At 36.4% G+C, this 21,222-nt stretch carries 16 protein-coding genes and 1 pseudogene; 11 read left to right on the plus strand and 6 right to left on the minus strand.

Going from position 1 to position 21,222, the window contains the following annotated elements; genetic code table 11:
• Positions 1-140: 140 nt before the first annotated feature.
• Complete coding sequence (locus BrL25_RS22045; RefSeq protein WP_018674207.1) at positions 141-848, minus strand: GntR family transcriptional regulator; 708 nt, start codon at positions 846-848, stop codon at positions 141-143.
• A gap of 30 nt (positions 849-878) precedes the next feature.
• Positions 879-2,288, minus strand: a complete 1,410-nt coding sequence (locus tag BrL25_RS22050) for a glycoside hydrolase family 1 protein (protein ID WP_018674208.1) — start codon at positions 2,286-2,288, stop codon at positions 879-881.
• Between the two features lie 657 nt (positions 2,289-2,945).
• On the opposite strand from BrL25_RS22050, the gene BrL25_RS22055 reads away from it, so the two are divergent.
• The 5 genes from BrL25_RS22055 to sdaAA all read left to right on the plus strand — a co-directional run bounded on the left by BrL25_RS22055 (position 2,946) and on the right by sdaAA (position 6,795).
• Entirely contained in the window at positions 2,946-3,335 is a 390-nt protein-coding gene (locus BrL25_RS22055) for a hypothetical protein (protein WP_018674209.1), read from the plus strand.
• A 149-nt stretch (positions 3,336-3,484) separates the two neighbouring features.
• Positions 3,485-3,727 carry a hypothetical protein gene (locus BrL25_RS25930; protein WP_018674211.1) on the plus strand — a complete coding sequence of 81 codons (243 nt, stop codon included), beginning with the start codon at positions 3,485-3,487 and terminating at the stop codon, positions 3,725-3,727.
• A 419-nt stretch (positions 3,728-4,146) separates the two neighbouring features.
• On the plus strand, positions 4,147-5,190 hold the full coding sequence (locus BrL25_RS22065) for a PTS sugar transporter subunit IIC (protein ID WP_018674212.1): 1,044 nt from the start codon (positions 4,147-4,149) through the stop codon (positions 5,188-5,190).
• A 49-nt stretch (positions 5,191-5,239) separates the two neighbouring features.
• Positions 5,240-5,899: an L-serine ammonia-lyase, iron-sulfur-dependent subunit beta gene (gene sdaAB, locus BrL25_RS22070; protein WP_018674213.1), complete on the plus strand. Its 660-nt coding sequence runs from the start codon at positions 5,240-5,242 to the stop codon at positions 5,897-5,899.
• A 17-nt stretch (positions 5,900-5,916) separates the two neighbouring features.
• Positions 5,917-6,795, plus strand: a complete 879-nt coding sequence (gene sdaAA, locus BrL25_RS22075; protein ID WP_018674214.1) for an L-serine ammonia-lyase, iron-sulfur-dependent, subunit alpha — start codon at positions 5,917-5,919, stop codon at positions 6,793-6,795.
• Between the two features lie 60 nt (positions 6,796-6,855).
• Here sdaAA and BrL25_RS22080 read toward each other — a convergent pair whose 3' ends face one another.
• Positions 6,856-7,428, minus strand: a complete 573-nt coding sequence (locus tag BrL25_RS22080; RefSeq protein WP_026315365.1) for a GNAT family N-acetyltransferase — start codon at positions 7,426-7,428, stop codon at positions 6,856-6,858.
• Between the two features lie 222 nt (positions 7,429-7,650).
• A complete protein-coding gene (locus BrL25_RS22085; RefSeq protein WP_018674216.1) occupies positions 7,651-8,208 on the minus strand; it encodes a cysteine hydrolase family protein in 558 nt (185 codons plus the stop codon).
• A gap of 1,421 nt (positions 8,209-9,629) precedes the next feature.
• On the opposite strand from BrL25_RS22085, the gene BrL25_RS22090 reads away from it, so the two are divergent.
• Positions 9,630-12,272, plus strand: a complete 2,643-nt coding sequence (locus BrL25_RS22090) for an Ig-like domain-containing protein (protein WP_020608197.1) — start codon at positions 9,630-9,632, stop codon at positions 12,270-12,272.
• A gap of 389 nt (positions 12,273-12,661) precedes the next feature.
• On the opposite strand, the gene BrL25_RS22095 is transcribed toward BrL25_RS22090, so the two are convergent.
• On the minus strand, positions 12,662-13,549 hold the full coding sequence (locus BrL25_RS22095; RefSeq protein ID WP_018674218.1) for a LysR family transcriptional regulator: 888 nt from the start codon (positions 13,547-13,549) through the stop codon (positions 12,662-12,664).
• 116 nt (positions 13,550-13,665) lie between these two features.
• On the opposite strand from BrL25_RS22095, the gene hutG reads away from it, so the two are divergent.
• From hutG to BrL25_RS22120, 4 genes and pseudogenes are all read left to right on the plus strand, one after another.
• Complete coding sequence (hutG, locus tag BrL25_RS22100) at positions 13,666-14,652, plus strand: formimidoylglutamase (RefSeq protein WP_035312410.1); 987 nt, start codon at positions 13,666-13,668, stop codon at positions 14,650-14,652.
• Positions 14,636-15,823, plus strand: a complete 1,188-nt coding sequence (gene gltS, locus BrL25_RS22105; RefSeq protein ID WP_018674220.1) for a sodium/glutamate symporter — start codon at positions 14,636-14,638, stop codon at positions 15,821-15,823. Before hutG ends, gltS begins: the two co-directional genes overlap by 17 nt.
• Positions 15,824-16,671: 848 nt before the next feature.
• Positions 16,672-18,150, plus strand: a complete 1,479-nt coding sequence (locus tag BrL25_RS22115; protein ID WP_026315366.1) for an Lsa family ABC-F type ribosomal protection protein — start codon at positions 16,672-16,674, stop codon at positions 18,148-18,150.
• Positions 18,151-18,986: 836 nt separating this feature from the next.
• Positions 18,987-19,391 (plus strand): annotated as a pseudogene (locus BrL25_RS22120) (ABC transporter permease); the annotation flags it as partial.
• Between the two features lie 47 nt (positions 19,392-19,438).
• On the opposite strand, the gene BrL25_RS22125 reads toward BrL25_RS22120, so the two are convergent.
• The gene (locus BrL25_RS22125) at positions 19,439-20,062 is read right to left on the minus strand and encodes a class I SAM-dependent methyltransferase (protein WP_018674224.1); all 624 of its coding nucleotides are present in this window, start codon (positions 20,060-20,062) and stop codon (positions 19,439-19,441) included.
• A 418-nt stretch (positions 20,063-20,480) separates the two neighbouring features.
• Between BrL25_RS22125 and BrL25_RS22130 the strand changes: the two genes are divergently transcribed.
• Positions 20,481-21,215 carry a MurR/RpiR family transcriptional regulator gene (locus BrL25_RS22130; protein WP_018674225.1) on the plus strand — a complete coding sequence of 245 codons (735 nt, stop codon included), beginning with the start codon at positions 20,481-20,483 and terminating at the stop codon, positions 21,213-21,215.
• The last annotated feature ends 7 nt before the right edge of the window (positions 21,216-21,222 follow it).

The raw sequence follows: 21,222 nt of genomic DNA on the forward strand, positions 1-21,222 counted from the left end.
GATTTTAAATGAGAATCAAAAGATTATCTTAAAGGCATTATCATGGCAGTTTCCTGTACGAGACATGCTTATGATAATGCCTTTTTCTTTGGTATATGCTTGAAAATGTTTGGATATATACTACGCTTGTCCTTGCCCTTTTATTTAAAATTAATTCGATTTAAAAGCTTTGTCTTCTGATAATGAAACATGGATTGAGATAACTCGAATATCGTTCCATTTACAAGGTATACTGTATTTTCAATAAGAAGCGTTGGATCGTGTTCATTTACTTCTAATAATTGTGCACTTTCTTTATCGATTTTTTCACAACTAATCACTTTATCTGCAAAACCGATGTTGAGCTGCAAGTCTTCAATTAAATAACTATATATGGAACTCGATGCGATTTCTTCATGTAAATATGGAACAACGTCTTTTTTAAAGAAGCTTATTTCAATCGAAAATGGTTTACCGTCTACAATTCGTAATCGCTTCACAAAATATAGTTTCGTTCCTACCTGACATTGCATCCGTTCTGCTAATGTGTCGTCGGCTTCCATTACATGTAACTCTAATACCTTGGTTTCGATATTTTGTGAAACAAGATTTTTCGTTAAACCACGTAGACTTCCTAAATGAATATAATCTGTTATAGGGGCTTCGCGTAAAAACATCCCACTTCCTTGCACTTGAAAAATATAACCTCGGTTGACAAGCTGACTAACAACTTTACGTATCGTATTTCGACTAACTTGGAATATATTCATTAACTCTTCTTCAGTTGGTAACTTTTTTGTTTCATTGAATTTTCCATCGCGAATATCTTTCTCTAAAATATCGGCAATTTTTTTATATTTTACACTCATATTCCGTCTCCTAAAACGAACTTTTCTCTTTTATAACTCTTGACCCCTTGTTTCAATGATATGCTTATACCAGTGAAACGAAAGCTTCTTTTTACGCTTTAAATTATCATTATGATCTACAAAAATAAAACCATACTGCTTTTTATAACCATTTAACCAACTTAACAGGTCAATAACAGACCATGCATAATATCCTTTTACATGAATTCCTTCTTGGATGGCACGCTTTATAACTTTTAAATGTTCTTCAATATATTTAATTCGAGGAACATCTACAATTTCTCCATCAATAATTGGATCTTCATCACCAAGCCCGTTTTCCGTCACATACATTTTAATGTTACCATATCGCTCTTTTAACATATGCAAGCCATCTAAAAAACCTTTCGGCGATATTTCCCATCCCCATTTTGTATATGTTTTGTCTTGCATACGCACTGTTCGATAAAAACCATCAAAAGAAGGATTACCTGGGGCAAGAGTAGATGTTTCTCTAGAATGCATCTCATTCGTAGTATCCTTATGATATCGTTCCACTCGCATGGGTTGGTAATAGTTCAAACCGATAAAATCGTTTTTCTCAGCGTTTTGTTTTATAATCTCTAATTCTTCAGTAGTCCAGTTAGGCATCCATCCCTTTAACTTTAATTGCTGTATAACATAAGATGGATACTCTCCTTTCAGAATTGGATCATAAAACCAAAATGTCTCATATTCATTCGCATGACGTTCCGCTAATATATTATCCGGCTGATCATCTATACTATAGGCAGGTAAGAAAACGTGTGTAATGCCAATTTCTCCATATTGCTTTAACTGTTTGTACATTTTAACTGTTTTAGCATGTGCATAAAACACATAGTGAGTAGCCTGAAAATAATTTGGAACATCATTTTGAACGCCTGGTGGATGTGCTCCTTTTAAATACCCTAATCCACAAAACATAACTGTCTCATTAAATGTAATCCAATGCTTCACTCGATCACCAAATGATTTAAAACAAATTTCTGCATATTTTACAAAAGCCTCTGCAGTTCGCTTATTCGTCCATCCACCATCTTTTTCAAGTGTCAATGGTAAATCCCAATGGTACAAAGTAACAAACGGAACAATCCCATTTTGTAAACATTCATCGATGACTCGGTTATAAAATTCTATGCCTTTTTCGTTTATCTCTCCATCACCCGTTGGTAGAATACGTGCCCACGAAATGGAAAAACGATACGATTCTAATCCCATTTCAGCCATTAATCGAATATCTTCTTTGTATCGATGATAATGATCAATAGCCACATCTCCATTTGTCTGATTGTATGTTTTACCAGGAATTTTAGAAAAAACATCCCAATTCGTAACGCCTTTTCCATCTTCATTCCATGCACCTTCTACTTGATAAGCAGCTGAAGCAGCTCCAAATAAAAAATCATATGGAAACTTCAATTTACATACCTCCATTTTGTATAATGAATTTAATTTATATCTACTTATTTGATTTGTAGGTACAAATACACGAAGCTAATTATACTTTAAACTACAACCTTTTTCTATATAAGATCATGAACGAAAAAAAGGTCCTTACTCGTAATTTTGTGGGTTCATTTGGTTAGACTGAATTACTACAAAAATCAAACCAAGTCAGAGCTACATTACGAACGTGCTAGTATATTATGAAGCATGGCATAAAATACGTAGATTTAGACGCTTCAAAAGAAAAATCATTGCTGATTTACACACACACATACTTCATCAAAAGTTTTACCGGATGGATGTTGTGATCGAAAGGATGGTCACCCAAAGCTGGAAGTACTTCTGATTTATAACGTGAATCATCTGCATTAAGGCATGTTAGATCGCAAACAGCAAGAACTGAAGAGGAATGGCATTGGTAGAAAGCTATCGAAAAATAGGAACACACAGCAATAAATATTAATAGCACGTAATGGAATGGCAGACCTTTTAACCGATTTGCCTATGTGAATGGTAATCCAGTAGGGTTTATTGATCCGCTAGGGCTGGCTGGACTTGGGACTGGGCAGTGTCAGAAGGGGAAAGCTGAGGGGACACCAAAAGCTCAGACTAGGGAAGATATTATGAATATTGTTCAAGACAGGATTGAGTCCTGTAGTAAAGAAAATTAAGGAAATTGACCCAAATGCCAAAGTTGGATATAGAGGTTCTTTGGCTACTGGCCAAAAAGGTCCACATAAGGGGAATGCTACATTTGACCCGACAGATTTCGAAATCGATGCATTCATTGTTAGTGATAAGTTAGCATCAAGGTTTCCTTCTAAAACAAAATGGAGATCAGATGCAGATATTGAAGAAGTTAAACATATGCAGGGGCAAATTGATAAAACTCTCAAAGAATCTCTGGATGGATTAAGAAAAGTGGATAAAAGAGGAAGGCCAGACAAGTTTACTCTCCGTATATTTACAAAAAGGGAATATAATAGAAAAATTAATAAAGGCAGCCATATAATTGATTAGGAGAGAGATGTTATGAAAAAATATCCATACTTTATTTGTCTATTACCAATAGTATCAGAGGAAGATACTATTGGTGTTGCAAAGATCATTTCTAATAAGTAGTTGGCGACATTCCATTTGGTGGTTTAGAAGATTATATTTATGAAGAAGTGCCCGCAGTATACATTAAAGAAAGTATACTAGGGTTTGAGTTAGTTATACAGGGTTATGGAGGAGAAGATGGATATATTCTAGAAGTTCGTTCAGACCCAAGAAACAGTGAACCCAATGATGCTAAAGAAATTAGAGTGGATATAACAAACTACATTGCCTCTCTGCTTGAAGGAACAGAGAAAATAAAGATAATGTATGAAGAGATCAGCGAAAAAGACTATATTGATATATCTGAGTGAGGTACTCAGTACCGAATGAACTCATTATTTAACCAATAACACATATATAACCTCTATGTAAAATACAGAAAAATAGACTAGGTTTACATCTTAGTAGGTAAGATCGTACAATACAACAACAAACCAAACACTAAAGAGCTTGACAAGAACACTTGATAATCTTTCAAAGGCTTATTCCAACTTGAACGATGAGGAGGAATGAGTCTTTTTTCATGCCAAAAATTATGTGATGTATAAAAATTTATATATCATTAATATAAGAAAGGTAGAGGGTTTTTAATTCAGAAGTTTTAAAATTCACTAAAAGTAAGCGTTCTCTAAAAAACAAGATATAATGAGAGCGTATTACAATTCATCATAATTTATAGTGTATTTTAGTCATTTTTCGTAACAAAATTGATTAAAAGGAAGATGATATCATGGAGATTCTTAAGGGAACGATATTACTATTATTTGTACTAAGTCTTTTTTCACTCTTTAGTTTTAAAGCACCAAACGGTATGAAGGCAATGGGAGCTTTAGCAAGTGCAGCAGTTGCTAGTTTCTTAGTTGAAGCTTTTCAGCTATACGTTGGTGGTGATTTAATCGGTATACCATTTTTAAAAGAGGTTGGGGAATCTGCCGGTAGTCTAGGCGGCGTAGCTGGTGCAACTTTAGTTGCATTAGCGATGGGCGTATCACCTGTTTATGCTATGCTTGTAGGGGCTTCTGTATTAAAATTTGGATTGCTTCCAGGGTTTATTGCTGGTTATCTTATATCATTTTTAGTAAAACAAATTGAAAAACGCGTACCAGAAGGATTAGATTTAATTGCTTGTATTGTAATTGCAGCACCATTAACAAGATTAATTGCAAAAGGAATGGATCCGATTGTAACAGCAACATTGAAGCAAATCGGTGGAGTTATTACATCATCAACTGATGCAAGTCCAATTATTATGGGAATTATACTAGGTGGTATTATTACAGTCGTTGCAACTGCACCGTTAAGCTCAATGGCATTAACAGCATTGCTTGGATTAACAGGGTTACCGATGGCAATTGGTGCATTAGCGGTAACCAGTTCATCCTTTATGAACTACGTATTCTTTAAACGAATGAAGTTTGGAGATAAGCGAACGACCATTGCAGTTGCGATTGAACCATTAACGCAAGCGGATCTAATTTCAGCAAATCCAATTCCGGTGTATGTAACAAACTTTATTGGTGGAGCAACAGCGGGAATTATTATTTCAATGTTTGATCTTATTAATAATGCAACAGGAACAGCAACGCCAATTGCAGGACTTATGGTTATGTACGGGTTCAACGATCCAATGAAAGTAACATTATGTTTCTTATGTATTATGGTATCTGGTATTATTTCAGGATATATTGGCTCACTGTTATTCAAAAACTATCCAATTCGTACAGCGGAGCAAATTCGTGGTACGGCTGGAAAAGCAATAGATACGGTAGCTTAATAGAATAGTAGTAAGTAATTTTTTTATAAAGGTTTAGGTGGGAATTATGATGAAATATCGCACAGTATTTGATATTATTGGTCCGGTTATGATTGGCCCGTCAAGTTCACATACAGCAGGTGCGGCAAGAATGGGGCAAGTTGCTCGTCAACTGTTCCGTCACGAACCGGAGAGAGTTAAGATTTCGTTATATGGATCGTTTGCAAAAACATATCGTGGTCACGGGACTGATGTAGCGTTAATTGGTGGAATATTAGGGTTTGAAACGGATGATACACGAATTCCAAATGCGTTAGAAATTGCAAAAGAGCGCGAAATTGAAGTGGAATTTATTGAAGAAGAAGCAAATGCTCCACATCCAAATACAGCGAGAGTTCGTCTGTATAAAGGAGAAGAAGAAATCGAAGTCGTTGCTTGTTCAATAGGTGGCGGCAAGATTGAAGTTGTGGAGTTAAATGGATTTGATCTTCAACTATCAGGAACAAGTCCGGCACTTCTTATTGTAAATAACGATCGCTTTGGAGCAATTGCAGCTGTATCTTCTATACTTGCGAAACATGAAATTAATATCAGTACGATGAGTGTTTCACGTAAGGAAAAAGGCAGAAGAGCGCTTATGGTCATTGAAACAGATGAATTATTAGCAGACGAAATAATTGAGGAAATAAAAGAGCAATCAAATATTTGTCAAGTAACCATTATGGATTAATTACAGGGGGAACACACATGTTTCGGAACGCAGCGGAACTAGTGGCGCAAGCTAAAGAACAAAACGTAAAAATTGCAGAAATTATGATTAAATGTGAAATAGAGACAAGAAGTATCACGCGTGAAGAAGTGCTTGCCGGAATGGAAAAGAACTTAATCGTGATGGAGCAAGCCGTAGAACGTGGTATTCGAGGAGTGAAGTCACCGACAGGTTTAACAGGCGGTGATGCTGTGAAAGTTCAAGAGTACATGAAGAGTGGAAATGGCTTATCTGGACATACAATTTTGGATGCGGTGAGTAAAGCAGTTGCAACAAATGAAGTAAATACAGCGATGGGAATCATTTGTGCAACACCAACAGCAGGATCAGCTGGAACAGTACCAGGTGTACTGTTTGCACTGAAAGAAAAATTGCAGCCAACACGTGAAGAAATGATTGAATTTTTATTTACAGCAGGAGCTTTTGGTATGGTTGTTGCAAACAATGCTTGTATTTCTGGCGCGTCTGGAGGATGTCAAGCTGAAGTTGGTTCAGCAAGTGGAATGGCAGCAGCAGCGGCTGTTGAAATGGCTGGTGGAACGCCGGATCAAGCAGCTACAGCTATGGCAATTGCCTTAAAGAATATGCTTGGTTTAGTATGTGATCCAGTTGCTGGGCTTGTAGAAGTACCTTGTGTAAAACGTAATGCAGCGGGGGCATCAAATGCTATGATTGCAGCTGATTTATCGCTAGCTGGTGTGACTAGTACAATTCCATGTGATGAAGTAATTGAAGCGATGTTTAGAATCGGACAAACAATGCCAGTAGCACTTCGTGAAACAGCTGAAGGTGGACTTGCAGCAACACCGACAGGTCGTCGTCTGCAAGAAGAGATTTTTGGGAAGAGTAGCAAATAAGAAAATATGATTGTGATAACAAAAAGGAGCTCAAATAAACTTGGGCTCCTTTTCCAATCACTACAGGAAATCGCCGATTGGAAGGGCAAGATCAATGGTAGTATGACGTAGCATCGACTCATAGGCACGGGCTTTCGCTGAAAATAGGCGCATCAAAACGACAACCTGTAAGGATTCACTGGATAAAGCGCCTTCATCACGACTACCAATTAGCTCCACATCCGGCACAACCGACCAATCACCGGCATGATTATAGAAATAGGCCAAAGTAGGTTTGCATGTGAATATGCCAAAATCTGTATCACTCTGTTCGATCCATCGAGTAGCGGCAGCAACCGTTCGCAATCCCAACCCTCGATTTTGATAATCCGGATGGGTTGCGACACAACTAAGTCCAGCTATGTTGAATGTCTGTTTGTTATGCTTTATGGTCTTATGGACTACACCTGCATAGCTGACCAATCGTCCATCTATATAGGAATAGAAAGAACGAGCATCGAGTACAGCCGGAATCGTCTCTCCCGGTATTGGACAAACATCTGGCCAAACTAGATGTAGCATTAAAGCGATCTCACGGCGTAATGTGTCAGATGCTTGATTATAGTAAATTGATTGTATGGTATCAGTTATCATCAGTTCATTCTTCTTTCGATTCATTACTGTTCCTCCATTGTACATATGCTATTTGGGGTAATATCAGGAAAAGGCAGATTTACAACATTAAGAAAATCTGAATATAAAAAAGCCCAATTTCTCGATGTTGTAAGTGAGAAATTGGGCATTGGTTACTTCATAAAAGCGCCCGATTGTTATTGAATAGAAGCGGCACATTTTAGTACCGCTATTAGATTTATATTACCTATAAGAGTCATGAGTTGGACGAAACAAGTCTTCCTCTACATTTCTGACAACTGAAAAGTGCTCAACATTGTAATGACCATGAAGAGTACTATTATGATGCTTTATGATTTGTTCTGCATTTAAAACATCATTGTCGTTTGTTGAATGCCCATCACCGACTAATGTTACATCCAAACCACTAATAGTGGCTGTTCTGACTACACTATCTATACAGTGTTGTGTTTTACAGCCCATAACAACAATATGTTCAATCTGTTGAGATCGTAAATGATTTAGAAGACCTGTCCCATAAAAGGAATTCGTTGCAGATTTATCGAAAAACTTTGCCTCCGTAGGTACATGAATTTCATTGTGAACTTGAAATCCTCCACCTTTACCTTCGGCAACATCGAGATCCCTCACAAACACAACTGGAACATCGGATTCTCTTGCTTTTTCAATTACTTTATTGATATTTCTAATAAGCTGCTCTTTATTAAAAACCGCACCTTCTTCTTGATTCCCATCAATTAATTCTTGTTGAGCATCAATAATTAATAATGTTTGATTCAAATGATTTTCCCCTTTCAAATGTGGGGAAACGCTATATCGTTTAATTAGTTAGACGTTTTCCCCTTATAATTTTGCACGCTAACATGTTTTTTGTTTGTCATAATATCTACCCCCTAAACCAATATTGTCTATAAATTAGTGTTTATAATTTTTAGACGATTTAATCTTAACACATTTTCCTTAAAAACGCTCCTAACCAATTCAGTACTCACAAGTACGAGAGGCTGGTACTCACAAGTAAGGACATTTAGTACTCAGAAGTACGTGTATAAGGTACTCATCAGTACAAGTTGATGAGTATTTTAGTTACGTGTAATGTATTTTTAAAGAAAAAGCCCAAAGGAGCGTAGAAGTGGACTTGAGAATATACAGTGGGCGTTAAAAAATGTGATAGCAAAGAGATCATGTACATTTTGGGACCTGAATCAGTTGTGTCCTCGAAAGCTAAGGGCGATTTACGGGATTACTTCTATATGTATTTTTCTCCTCCTCTGCTTTTTCTTAAGGTGGACATTCATCTGACATACTACCCTAGTATACTGGTACTTGTAATAAGTACTGTTAATAAGTACTTTTACAAAACTAACTATGAAGGAGTTTGATTCTAATGAAGAAAAAGTATCAAATGGATGATTGGGGTGTTAGCACTAGCAACAGATTAAGTAGTGGCTGATGCGGATGATACTGATACAGTGAACAAACTGCTACAAGAGTGGTTAGAGTAAATGTAAAAAAAGAAACACTCTGAAGCAAGCAAAGGCTGAGTAATTGAAACGTGTAAGTAGTTGGAAAGGCTCAAAATAGAGACTAACAAATATTCAATAAGTAAGCTACAGGTGAGCCTAGAGGCAGAGCGGAAATGTGGCAGAAAAACAGTGAAATTAGCAGTAGCCTTATGTTTTGCAGGCATGCCCCTCCCGTTATCAGGGGAAGCCATGCCTTATGACATCGAGGTAGGAAATTCCCTTTCCTACATTTTGTAACCCCTGCTGGTGAAGGTGGTTTTTTTGTTGTTTACTATACTTTTCCAAAAAATGAATACCATTTTTTCTTATCCTGCTTCTGCTCCATTGATATGACTGACTTTAAGGTATGTATGTAGTCGCATATTAAATAGCATTGTTCGTCCCATCGAGTTTTCATTTAATGGCCTGTTTTTTTCGCGGCAATCTTTGAGAAATGGTGCGATATTCAATCTTTGGAGGAAGACGAGCTGGTAGCGAGAGCAATAAGTGACCAAGCCAAGGAGAAGACAATTGAGGTGACAGGATTTTTAGTGTGACAATCTGCAAAGTGACAGGATTGCAGTTATATGAGGCAAAGCCAAGGTGACATGGCTATAGTGACAAAATCCATACAAAGCAGAAAATAGAATAATGAAATATTTTATATTTTTTTAAAAACATTCATGGAGGTCAGAGATGAAGAGATTGCTAACAATTTTATTATGCACAATGTTACTATTTTCGAATGGAGTGATAGGTAGTTCTGAAACAGTAGTAGCTGCAGATAGCACAGAGATCTCACAGTTGGTTCTATCAGAAAATGAAGTCTCCATGGAAACGGGAGATTCAAATTCGTTAACGGCAACGGCAATTTATGTAGATGGAAAATCTGAGAATGTCACTATCAAAACTACTTGGTCAAGTTCAAATAGTGATATAGCCTCTGTATATGCGGGTACGATTAGAGGGATAAAAGAAGGAAAAGCTACAATCGTCGCAACGTATCTGAATAAAACTGTACCAGTACAAGTAGATGTATCAAAAAAGATTCGAACATTAACAAAAAACAAACAAATGGTTACTATTCGGACTGGAGAGGTACATAGTGAACAAGTTAACGTATCTGCTGTCTATGAAGATGGATCCACAGAGGACGTTACTACAAAAGCAATGTGGACGGTTGAAGATCAGTCTGTTGCAACCGTTTTCGATGGGAAAATTGTGGGACAAAGTTCTGGTAGCACTACCGTAACGGCGAAATTTGGGAAACACTCCGTTTCTATTCCTGTTAACGTTGAGATTATAAAAAGACTAGAACCTAGTAAATCAAATGTTTCTCTACTTCTTCGTTCTGGTAAAAATACTGAAACAATTGAATTGCAAGCAATATTTCCTGATGGAAGCAAAGAAGAGGTATCCAGCAAGGCAGTGTGGTCTTCGGATAATGAAAGTGTAGCTGATGTAATGAACGGTACAATCAAGGCATATGGAGTGGGTGAAGCAACCATTTCAGCGAAATATGGGACGAAAACTGCTACGATTAAAGTTGATGTTGACTCAGCTATGGTCATAGAATTAGATCAACAAGATGTATTTATGCTTCTGAAAGATAGTCCGAAAAAGCTAAAATTGACAGCTTCTTTTATTAATGGTGAGGAAGAAGATATTACAGATAGAGCAGAATGGACTACAAGTAATAAAGCGGTTGCGACAGTAAATAAAGGTACTATTGTTGCACATTCATCGGGAGAAGCCATTATTACAGCAAAGTACGGAGATAATGAAGTCAAAGCGGCAGTGGATGTAGAAGTACCTAGACGTCTTGAAGTAGATCAAGATTATGTATCACTTAGTACAAAAGACTCGGATGAGACATCTGTTGAGTTAATCGCTTATTATGCAAATGATACACACCAGAGTGTCACAGAGAAGGCTACTTGGACCTCTAGTAATGAAAATGTAGCAACTGTTTACAAGGGAAAAATTAAAGCTCTCAAATCTGGTGAAGCTACCATTACTGCCAAATACGCTGATAAAACAGTTACTGTTGGTGTAGATGTCGATTACTCCCAACAAATTGTTGTGGACGTAAAGTCTCTTAATCTGCAAGTAGGAGGATCCCAGCAACTAGTGTTAAAAGCAATCTATGAAGGGCGAGAAGAGATCATTACCGATAAAGCAGAATGGTCTTCTAGTGCAGAAGCGATTGCAGAGGTACGAAGAGGTAACGTAACAGGCTTGAAAGACGGATCAGCAACGATTTCTGCTAAGTATGGTAATCGAACTACTACTATACCAGTATCTGTTGGTGTTGTGAAAAAAATAACAATAAAAAAAGCGGATGCTGCTATTGATAAGCTTGTCATGCAAAAAGATAATTCTGTTCAACTTACATTGAATGCTGAATACATGGACGGCTCAACAAAAGATGTAACTGATCTTGCAAACTGGTCTCCTGAGTCCTCTACTATTGCACAGGTAGATGCTAACGGTTTGGTAAAAGCCAAGGGATCAGGTAAAGTGGATATTTCAGCTAGTTTTGGTAATAAAACAGTAAAGATTCCTGTAGAGGTTGATATTACAGCTTCTTTAACTTCGAATACAAAAAATGTTTTCATGAGTGTGGGAGAAAAAGTCCAAATTAAACTTAACCCAGATGCAGCAGACAGTAATTATATTACTGATCAAGCAGAATGGTCATCTAGTTCGTCGAAAGTTGCTGAAGTTACGAAAGGTGAAATTCGAGCTTACAGTAATGGTAAGACAACAATCACAGCTAGATATGGTGGGAAATCTGTTTCTATACTAGTGGAAGTTGATGTTCTTCAAGGATTGGTAGCGAATACACGCCTCGTAAGATTAAAAACTCTAGGCGATGTAAAGGATATCCAGACGAAAGTAACACTGATGGCTACTTTAACGGGTGGACGTACTGTAGACATGACAGATCAAGCAGAATGGAAAGTTTCATCTTATAAAGTTGCCGAGGCAAACAAAGGAACTATTAAAGCTATTGGATATGGTAAAACAACAGTAACTGCTAGATATGGTGGGAAATCAGTTACAGTCTATGTTGAAGTGGATCAGCTAAAGTATCTTAAAACGAATCACGTCCAATTAAATATGAAGGTTGGGGAAACAAAGCAAGTAAATGCGACTGCAACCTATTTAGATGGAATAGATCGAGATGTAACGAAGCCTGCATTGTGGACAACTCCAAAAGTTACAATTGCTGATGTGAAGGATGGCATAATTAAAGCAACTGGTGTGGGTCGCACAGTTATTACTGTAAGCTATGGCGATAAAAAGACTCAGGTGATAGTCAATGTTACAAAATGATAGTAAGACATGTAATGGACTAAACCAGATGTTTCTAATTGCTACTGTAAATGATAAGAAGAAAGAATGGGCCATGATATTCCAGTAAATGGGAATATTGTGCTTTTGGCGTGTCAAAAAGCAAGCCTTTTGACAATACCATCGTCAAAGCGAAACAAACTTGTCATTTGAGCCATATGGCATTGTACGAAAAACATTATTGCAAAAAGAACTTGTATAAATAGTTACAAGTTCTTTTTGTTTTTACTATGAGAAGAAAATTAGGCTTTTATACATGTTAGTTTATATTAAGTAGAATTAACAAAAGAAAGGTAAAAAATTTTCTATTAAACAAAATATGATTTACTGATCATGAGTAGTAGGTTGATTTTTTGAATCATTAATTTTTATCAATGAGCAAAGTTCCGTCGTATATCTTCCAAAAAGGTTTGGACTGCGGGAGCCAAATAACGATTTTTCATAAACGTTAAATAAACGGTCCTTTCCAATGCTGATGAATCAATTGTTTTTTGAACAATGGATGCATCCATTGGTTCAGATAAATAATTTTCGGGGATAATGGTAATTCCTAGATTTTCTCTTACTAATGTCAAAGCTGTTTCAAAACGTTCAATTTCAAATTTTATTTTCGGAGCCATTTGTTCAAGTGTAAAGGCTGTTAAAATATCTTCTCTCGTTTGAAATCCTTCCGTACTAATTATGAAAGGTTCTCTTTCTAACTCTTTTAAAAGAATGGATTCCCTTTTCTGGGCCAGAGGGTGATCCCTGTGCAGCACAAGTACTAATCTTTCATCGTATAACGGGAATGATTCGATATCCGCTTCGTTTATATATTGGTTTGTAATGAGTAAATGTGTTTCGTATTTCCTCAATGATTCCTTCACGGCTTTTCCACTCAGCACTTCAATTAGCTTGATGTTAATGGAAGGAAAACGATCTTGATATTCACGGATCACTTTTGGAATCCAATGCTTTACTGACTCAATGATGCCAATAATGAGATCCCCACTGCCGGTCAGCTTTACTTCTTCCATCTCTTTTTTCAACATGTTCATTTGGGAAAGGAGGAGAATCGATTTTTTATATAAAATTTTACCAGCGTCAGTCAGTTCCATTTTTCTCGTATTTCTATCAAGCAATGGTGATCCGACCTCTTGCTCCAAATTTTTAATAGCGTTGCTTAAAGAAGGCTGTGATATATGCAGTTTTTGTGCGGCTTTAGAGTAGCTCAACTGATTGGAAACCGTCACAAAATAATGCAATTGTTTTATGTCCAAAAAATCCCCTCCTTATTTATAGCTTCAAACTATCAATTTATTTGAATTATATATTAGAAATAATAAGTTTGTCATTATATAATCAAAAAAAATCTACTTCAGAAATTTCAGAAAGGATGAACAAAGTGCCAACGAATGTTTCAGCTGATTTATGGACCGGTAGGACTGATCATACGGAAAGAAGAAGCAGTTTTCGCTACCATCAAATTGTGGAATTGATTGACTTAGATAGATTGCAGACTTTCAAGGATAACACCTGTGCAATTATCGGATTTGAATGTGAAGAAGGAGTTAGGCGCAATCAAGGCCGATTAGGTGCAGCCAAAGCTCCGAATGCTATTAGGCAAGCACTTGCAGGTCTTCCTTGGAAACTGGAGGAAGGTAAACGTATTATCGATGTAGGGAATATTCTTTGTCAAAACGAAAAACTCGAAGATGCCCAGAAAGAATTGGGTCTGGCAGTTTCTAAAATCTTTTCAAAGTCGGCGACTCCCATTATTTTAGGCGGAGGACATGAAACGCTGTATGGACATTACTTAGGTGTTCGAAAACATATAGGAAAAGATGCTACGCTTGGAATCATCAATATAGATGCTCATTTCGATTTACGTTCCTATGAAAATCAGCCTTCATCTGGGACGATGTTTAGGCAAATATTAGAAAATGACAAAAATAGCCGTTATTTTGTGCTTGGGATCCAGCGTTTCGGTAATACACAGGAACTATTTGATAAAGCGGACGAACTCGGTACCCAGTATATTTATGAAGAAGATATGACTGAAGAACGGATGGATAACATCATTTCTGCATTAAATGAATTCATAGAAAAACAAGATTATGTCATGCTCACACTTTGTACAGATGTTTTAAATGCAGCATTTGCCCCGGGAGTCAGTGCTCCATCTCCTTTTGGATTAACACCAATGGTTGTCCGAACCTTGATTCGTAGAGTTGCAGCTCATAAGAAAACGCTTTCGTTCGATATTTGTGAAGTGAATCCTGTCTTAGATGAAAACGGAAGAACAGTAAAGTTAGGTGCTTATTTGACGAATGAAGCTATCATGAGATTTTTAGGGGGAAACAACTATGACTTTAGCACTTAATCAAGTAAATACGATATTTCTCGCAGTAGCACTACTAGTATTAGGAACATTCCTAGTAAAAAAAGCGGGATTTTTGCAAAAGTTTTGTATTCCGGCACCAGTTGTTGGAGGGCTATTGTTTGCAACCATTGTAACGACCCTGAAAGCGACGGGAGCTTTGGAAATTACATTGGATACCTCACTTCAAAGCCTGTTCATGCTCACGTTCTTCACAACTGTAGGGTTGGGAGCAAGCTTTAAGCTCATCAAATTAGGTGGTAAGCTGCTCGTCATATACTGGCTCGCATGCGGATTCTTGGCTTTAGCACAAAACGTGATTGGCGTCTCCATGGCTTCATTGTTCGGCATTCATCCATTAATTGGGATGATGGCAGGGTCAGTTTCCATGGAAGGTGGACATGGAGCGGCAGGTGCATTTGGACAAACCCTTGAAGATATGGGAATTCAATCAGCGTTAGCCATTGGGATCGCTGCAGCTACCTTTGGCCTCGTAGCTGGGGGCTTAATTGGCGGACCGACTGTAAAATATTTAATTTCAAAATACGATCTAAAGCCGACTGAAACAGAAGATGAGGTAGAGAAAGTTGAAGAAAAAGTACAACCGATTACGACAAATACCTTCTTCATCCAAGTACTGCTCATCACATTCTGTATGGCATTAGGAACGTATTTAGGCGAGCTGTTCTCATCAGCAACGGGATTTGTTCTACCTAATTATGTAGGAGCCATGTTTGTGGCGGTCATCGTCCGTAACGTCGTAGATAAACTAAATCCCAATGCAATTGACATGAAGAGCATCAACCTGATTAGTGACGTGACACTCGGAATCTTCCTATCCATGGCACTCATGAGTATAAAATTATGGGAAGTAGCTGATCTTGCGCTTCCAATGCTATTGATCGTGTTTGTACAAGTTGTATTTATTATCCTATTCGGTATTTTCATTTTGTTTCGGTTGCTTGGCAAAGACTATGACGCCGCAGTAATGGTCGCAGGTTTTACAGGACATGGCCTTGGCGCTACACCAAATGCAATAGCGAATATGGCTGCAGTGACTGGGCGTTTTGGACCTTCACGAAAAGCTTACCTGGTCGTTCCAGTTGTAGGTGCTTTTCTCATTGATGTGTTCGGCATGCCGATCATTATTGCAACGATAAATTTATTTAAATAGGGTGACGAAAAACTCGAAACTGAATCATTTAGAAATGGCTCAGTCTGTAATAATGGAATGGAGAGAAACTCCTTTATATAAAGAGGTGAGCTGTTACCTTAGTATCTGAGTTGATGGCTCTAGCCGCAAAAGATACAAACAGTAATTTGTTTTTATCTTTTATACTTGTTTTAACCTGTTGGCTCTTGGACGGGTGTATCTTAAGACAAGAAAAAGTGTTCCGCGAGTTGTACGAAAAGGTAAGAATCATTGACTCAGACAATATTGACTTTTTAATCAATACCTCTGACCTAGAAGGTGACAACCGGTTAAACGTTGCTACATCAAGTACACTTATGCTTTTCTATATTCCTTTATCATTTGTTATTTGGTTGGTGTATGTGATTTTTACTAAATGTTCGATTGTGGCTGGTTATTGAAAACCAGTCTTTTTTATTTGCGCGTTCGTATTTTTTCCACACATGCTTTTTCCTTATAGCTTATTTTCGAATATACAGATTTGCCTATTCTTGTCGTTCTTCTTGATTGGTCTTGTGGTTTTAACCTCGATTGTCCAGGATTTATTTGTTGAAATTAAAAAATGGGTATGATAAGATACGTTTAATTTAATGATTGGAGTTGAAAAGCATCATGTAATTTTTCTTGCGAATATATAAATTAATAAAACAAGAAAAGCGATATTTTTCGCATGTTTTATTCTTTATATGCAAGAAAGTTACTACATCTTTTCACTCAAACAATATATCCTTATCTAACTCTATAGGGGGTTGGATTTGCTGTATTTATTTGAGCTACAAGAAAGTAACTTTCTTGTGGCTTTTATATTTATCATACAGGAGGATAATTTCATGTCATTAATAAATGTTACAAACCTGACGTTTGCCTATGATGGTAGTTTCGATAACATATTTGAAAACGTAAGTTTCCAAATAGATACCGATTGGAAATTAGGATTTACGGGAAGAAACGGTAGAGGTAAGACAACATTTCTCAACTTGTTGCTTGGTAAATATGAATACAGCGGAAATATTTCTGCTAATGTCAGGTTTGAATATTTTCCTTTCCTTGTCGAAAACAAGGAGCATAATACCCTTGATGTAATCAACGACATTTTTCCAGACTATCTTCACTGGAAATTAATGCGTGAGCTTTCATTGTTAAAGGTTTCTGAGGATGTTTTATATCGGCCCTTTGATTCATTGTCCAACGGAGAGCAAACGAAAGTGTTGTTGGCTACATTATTTCTTAAGGAAAATAGTTTTCTGTTAATTGATGAACCAACCAATCATCTTGACATGAATGCAAGAAAACTTGTCAGTGATTATCTCAATACCAAAAGCGGATTTATTCTTGTGTCTCACGACAGATCATTTCTTGATAACTCCGTAGATCACATACTTTCAATCAATAAGACCAACATCGAAATTCAAAAAGGTAATTTCTCCGATTGGTGGGAAAATAAAAAGAGACAAGATAACTTTGAGCTTGCAGAGAACGAAAAGCTAAGAAAAGACATTAAACGCTTGTCGGATTCTGCTAAACGAACGAGCAACTGGTCACACGAAGTGGAAAAAACGAAAAATGGTACAAGAAATTCCGGTTCCAAGGTAGATAAAGGCTATATTGGTCATAAGGCTGCTAAAATGATGAAACGCTCTAAAGCAATGGAACAAAGACAACAATCTGCTATTGATGAACGATCTAAGCTCCTTAAAAATATTGAAAACCCTGATAGCTTAAAGATTTCACAACTTGCTTTTCATAAAAACCAACTTGCTGAACTTGAAAATGTATCGATTTATTACGGTGAAAAGATGGTTTGCACAGATATGAGTTTTACTATTGGACAAGGTGAACGAATTGCGCTTTCAGGTAAAAACGGCTCCGGAAAATCAAGTATTATCAAACTTATTTGTGGTGAGAATATAAACTATACTGGTACTTTCAGAAAGGGAAGTCAGCTTAAAATATCCTATGTTTCACAGGACACCTCACATTTACAGGGCAATTTAACGGACTACGCTAGAAACAATGGGATTGATGAAAGCCTTTTCAAATCTATTTTAAGAAAACTTGATTTTTCCAGAGTTCAATTTGAAAAGGATATTTCAACTTTTAGCGGCGGCCAAAAGAAAAAAGTGTTGATTGCAAAAAGTCTTTGTGAGAAAGTTCATTTGCATATTTGGGATGAACCGCTTAATTTTATTGATATTATTTCTCGCATGCAAATTGAAGAGTTACTGCTTGAACACTCCCCAACCATTCTTTTTGTGGAGCATGACAGGGAATTTTGCAAAAATATTGCTACAAAGATCATTGAACTCTAACAGAGATCGATAGCTTAGGTAGTAGTCTAGGACATTATTTTCGCGTCCGAAGCTGCCACTGCCTTTTTATTTGAGATCAGTCTAATTATTTTTCTCGAACATCTTGATGGAATGAGTTATCGCATTAAACAAAGTGTAGGTTCTGCCGAAAAAACCTCCCAATATAATTAGGCGGTTACGAGACTTTTTAATTAAACCATCCAAAACGTACCATTTTAAAACAGCAGCAGGAAAATTGAGAGAATCAAGGTTATTAAGCCATGTAACTAGTGGAGTTGAACTCTCCAACTCGTACAAGAAAATACTTCTAGCATTGCAACTAAAAATCAAATGATTGATGTAAAGCCAACCATGGAATTTCTTATGGTTGGTTTTTTCGTTATCCAATTTGTCTATTTTAAATAATCAACTAAAACTAAGCGGTCTTCCACAATTGCACCTAATTGGCAAAGAACAATAGCCTTCCAGTAAAGTTTTGTTAGAAAATTCTTTATTTCCTCACCAAAGTAGGTTTTAAATGAATTTCAATATGAGAGAAAACCAAAAAAGGAGCAATACGAGTAGCACGATATATACAATGCTGGGACGACCATAATGGAATGAGAACTGTTTAGCATCATGTTATATATTCTATATTCCTTGGGTAGATAAATAGATATTGTTAGATATAAAAATGGCTTGATTATAGAAGAATATATAAAAATGGAAAACAAGCAGGAGTAATTTCCTTACAAGACAACATTCCGTAAATACCCGAAACGGGTAGACATGTAGAATTAAGTATTACGGAAAGTAGCTCCCAATGTAAAAAGTAAAAATTGCAAAAAGAATGTAGTCTCTTCCTGAAAAGTACGGATCCGATAAAAACATAACAGGAAATCGAAGAAATGAGAGAGACTTATCTGTATGTTCACAATATATATCAATATCGGTAACAAAATGAACAGAAGATTATGTTAATGTCAGTATTTTCTTATGGTTTTATCGCATTAATTTCAGTGATTTCGATTGCGAATATTTTTAATACAATCTCAACGAGCATATCCCTTCGAAAACGAGAATTTGCAATGCTAAAATCCGTTGGAATTACGTCAAAAGGTTTTAATAAAATGATGAACTATGAAAGTGTTTTTTATGGAATCAAGTCGCTGGTTTACGGGCTTCCAATCAGCTTAATCGTGATGTATTTGATCTATAGGACAATAATGAACAAATTTAGCTATGGATTCGTATTTCCTTGGACGAAAAAAACCTTTTAGCTTTCGCTGTATAGAAGGAATAGAGGAACTTAGTATATCTTTTGCATGGTAATTTTTCGGTACATACCATTAAATAAGATCGGAGCATCTCCTTGTACTATAATTTGCTCATTGTACGGCTTAACAATTGTTTCAAAGTTACGCCCAATATCAGTGCCAAGTACAGAGATGACTGGACGGAGTAGTCTTTTACTAAAAGAAAGTTTTTTGTTTATAGGTTCAAATTTATCAAAAATTACGATCGTACCTTTCTTTTTTGTTACCCGTATAATCTCCTTCATGCATTGGTTTGCATCAGGCACAACGGAAAGAATAAGATTGGCTACAATCATATCAAATGATTGGTCAGGGAATGCTAGGTGCTGGGCATCCATTTCTAAAAATTGAATATTCATTTTTTTGTTTGCTTTTTCCTTGGCTTGGGTCAGCATAGAAGGAGATATGTCAATGGCAGTTATTTGAATGTCCTGTTCAGTAAAAAAGCACAAGTCAGCTCCTGTACCGATACCAACAAAAAGAATATGTTGCCCTTTGTGTAAGACAAGGCCTTCAAACACCTTTTTTCTTGCGTTCAGAAAGATACCAGAGTTAAAAAAGGCATCATAAAAAGGCGCCCCTAATTTATAAATGATTTTGTTCCATACGTTGTTCATTCTCTACCTCCACATTCAAACATTCATTTGATTGTTTTTATTATAGGGTATAAATAATATTCAAACAATCATTTTATTGTTTAAATGAGGTGAAAAATGAAGAAGATAAAACCAAAAGATAGCTGAGACCTGAAAATAGGAATAAATATACTTTAATATTTCATTTTTTGTATAAAAATATAAAAATGTTATCAAATAAGTTATCGATCTAACGCACTTTTATTTCTAACAATTCTAAACAGCTTAAATTGTAACTAACATATTTACGAAAAGGGAAAGCTCCTTACTCCAAAATACCCCAGCCTATCCTTGTTTCAAGGTCTCATTTCAATTAAGATGAGTGTAGCCTTTTCTCAAATACAGGTGGATTTCCTCTCACGTATTATATACATAATCCCAGAATAGAAGGTGTTATCCAATGATGCTATTCGAAGAACAAATTAAAAAATATGAATATAAGTTAAATGACACTGATGAACAAATCATTGAATATATCCTTAAAAATAAAGAAGAAGCTGTTAACCTTTCGATACAGAATTTAGCAGCAAAGCATTTTACTGTACCGAATACGATTACAAGATTATCAAAGAAATTGGGTTATGAAGGGTACTCCCAAATGAAAATTAGTTTGAAGGAAGAAATTAATCAGAAAAAAGAACCTATGAAAGATAGTCTTTCTTTTAACTTACATAAAACACTTAGTATTATTGATCGAGATAAATTAGTGATCGTTACAAAAATGATTCAGGAGGCGAATCGGGTGCTATGTTTCGCAGTTGGAGATACGACTCCTTTTTGTGAAATTATAGTGAAGTACCTTAAAATTGCTGGAAAGCAGGCGGAACATTATTATCATCGCCACGATATGATTCATGAGGTCAATCGCCTTGAAGCAACCGATGTTCTTTTTCTCATTAGCTTGTCGGGTGAAACGTCTCAGGTATTAGACATTGCTGAGATAGCTAAGAAAAGAGGAGTTCGTTTAATAAGCCTTACACATTTTTACAAAAATTCCTTGCAGCAAATGGCAGATGCAAATTTGTATTGTTATTCTCCTAATAGAAAGTTTAAAGAGTATAATATCACGGATAAAACGCCAGTAATGATAGTACTACGGGCATTAGCTGAAATTTATTGGGCTATAGAAAAATGATGTGTAG

It is taken from the genome of Brevibacillus laterosporus DSM 25, assembly GCF_002706795.1.
GTDB lineage: Bacteria > Bacillota > Bacilli > Brevibacillales > Brevibacillaceae > Brevibacillus_B > Brevibacillus_B laterosporus.